A 2,485-nucleotide genomic window follows, 5' to 3' on the forward strand; every position below is an offset into this window, starting at 1 on the left:
CGTGGTACGTCACGCACTGCGCGTCGTGCGTATAGCCCGTGCCCTGCCGGCCCGTGCCCGTATGGCCGAAGCATCCGACGAAGCTCGGGTGCTCCGGGTCGCGGAGGTCGATCATGTGGAGGCCGCCCCCGCACGTCTCGCCGCCCATGCTCGCGCCGACGGCGAAGGCGAAGCCGGTGTCCTCGTTGATGACGATGTTGTGCGCGGAGTTGATCTTGTCGTAGTGGGCCGTCTCGGTGAAGGTGACGGGCGGGTTGGAGACGTTGCGGAGTTGGGTGAGGTCGAAGACCTGCATGCCGTGGGGTCCGGCGCCGTCAGAGACGATGTAGGCGTGGTCCTTGTAGACCTTGATGTCGCGCCAGGTAGCCGGGCGGGCGCCTTCGTGGAGCGGGAGCGAGCCGAGGTAGACGGGGTGATACGGGTCGGAGATGTCGACGAAGGCGGTGCCGTCAAGGCGTCCGACGAGGGCGTACTCTTTCCCGTTGTCGGGATCGGTCCATCCCCAGAGGTCGTTCGTGCGGACGCCGCGCCCGCCGCCGATATCCTTGACGGAGAGGAAGGAGACGAGGTCCACGTTGTCGCAGTCGAAGCCGGCGGCGGCGCCGTCCTCGCAGCTGACCTTATTTCCCGTAATCGAAGCCATACCCTTCTGTTCGACGGCGAGCGCGGCGGTCTCGACCCACTGCATGCCCCGGCGTTCGAAGACGCGCGCCGTGCCTGTGCCGTAGTCGTCGTTCGTAGCGCCGACGAGGGCGAGGTCGCCCCGCACGGCGATGGCGCTGCCGAAGAGGTCCTGGCTTTGCGTGTCCTTCCCGCCGGTCTTCGTGACGCCGGACCACCGGCCCGTCTCTCCGTCGCGATGGTAGCGATAGACGGCGCCCGCAAAGCCGAAGGCGCCGGGTGCGCCGAGCCACACCTCCTCACCGTCGAGGGCGAGGGCGGAGCCGAGTCGCCCCTCTTCGCCGTCGAAGGGGACAAGCCTGGTTGCCTGCCGCCACGCGCCTTCCTCGGGGTCGTACGTGAAGGTGAAGGCTGCGCCGAGGTTGCCCCGAAAGCGCGGCGCAGCGATGAGCGCGTCGTTGCCGTCGAGCGCGAGTGAGAGGCCGAACTGGTATTCTTTTTCTAAGCCCTCCACCTCAAGTTTGCCGTCTGCGACCCACGCGTGAGCGGCGGGGTCATAGTGGAAGGCATAGACCGCGCCCGTGTTTTCCTCGCGGCCGGGCGCGCCGAGGAGCGCCTTGTCGCCGTCGAGGGCGAGGGCGAGGCCGAACCAGCTTTCGGGTTGTCCTTCAGGAGCGGTGAGCATCGAATGCATGCGCCATGCGCCGCCGTCCTCGCGGTGGAAGACGTAGACCGCGCCGACGCTCTCGTTCTTCCCGGCGGCGGAAACCATGATGAAATCGCCGCTCACGGCGACGGCTCGTCCGAGGTAATCCCCTTCGGCGAGATCCTCCGGCGCGAGTTTCGCCGTCTCACGCCACTGTCCGTCGGCGTCCCGTTCGAAAACGTACGCAGCTCCTTTGCCCGCATCTTTGGTGGTGGCTCCCGCCACGAGCACCTCTCCATCAATCGCGATGGAGCGTCCGAAGCGGTCCTCCTGTCCATCGGCGTCGGAGGCCTGCAACTGCGCCCGCTCCACCCACCGGTCGCCGTCGCGTCCGAAGACGTAGATCGTGCTCGAAGAGGTCTGATTGCTCGTTTCTCCGACGAACAGTTCCTCTTCACCGACGGCCACGGCTCCGCCGAAATTTTGCGCCCATACCGGCGTCGCCACCAGCATAAACAGGGACAGAAGATAACTTGACTTTTTCATGCTGGATCTCGATTGGCGTTGAGAGAGGAAACGGGCGTCGCGGAAGGGCAACCCCCCGGGGAAAACCGCATTTGACGAGAAGGCGAGCGGGAAAGATGCGGGAGGCGGAGGGCAAATCTGAAGCGCTTTCGTCGGATAGGGGAGAAAACGGCGAAAAAAGCGAAAGGCGCAAAGGACCAAGCCTCTGCGCCTTCCGGTGAAAAACCGCGAGCGGGGGACGGGCGAACACCCGGAGTCTAGATGTCCACGTCCTTCTTCTTGAGGACGAACACGCCTTCCTTGCCGCTCGTCACCACGATCACGCCGCTCTCGAAGTACGGATAGTTGCTCCACGAACCGTTGAAGCCCGGCGCGTCTTCGCCGTAGGGGACCGTGTCGAAATATCCCACCGGAACCGGGTGCTCCACGTCCGTGATGTCGTAGATCCGAAGCCCGCTCACGTAATTCGACTGATACATCAGGTTGCCCTTGATGTACAGGTTGTGGTCGCTCGACTTATTGTTCGACACATATTCCTCGACCAGTTGCGGATCTTCGAGGTCGGACACGTCCCAGATGAGCGTGCGCGTGCCCTCGACCTTGCCCTGCAGCTCGTCGAGTTCGTCGTTCATGAAAAAGTACCGCTGATCCTCGGTGAGCCATCCCTGATGCGAGTAGCCCACGTTCGGGTAC

Annotated in this window: 2 protein-coding genes; both read right to left on the bottom strand. The window is 64.3% G+C overall.

The genetic code is table 11. The features are described from left to right. On the bottom strand, positions 1 to 1,813 hold a 1,813-nt coding region (locus AC1HIY_RS11375; protein ID WP_479576858.1), incomplete at its 3' end, for a choice-of-anchor B family protein. Between the two features lie 236 nt (positions 1,814 to 2,049). Continuing rightward, on the bottom strand, positions 2,050 to 2,485 hold a 436-nt coding region (locus tag AC1HIY_RS11380), incomplete at its 5' end, for a choice-of-anchor B family protein (protein ID WP_479576859.1).

Source organism: Rhodocaloribacter sp. (assembly GCF_056451265.1).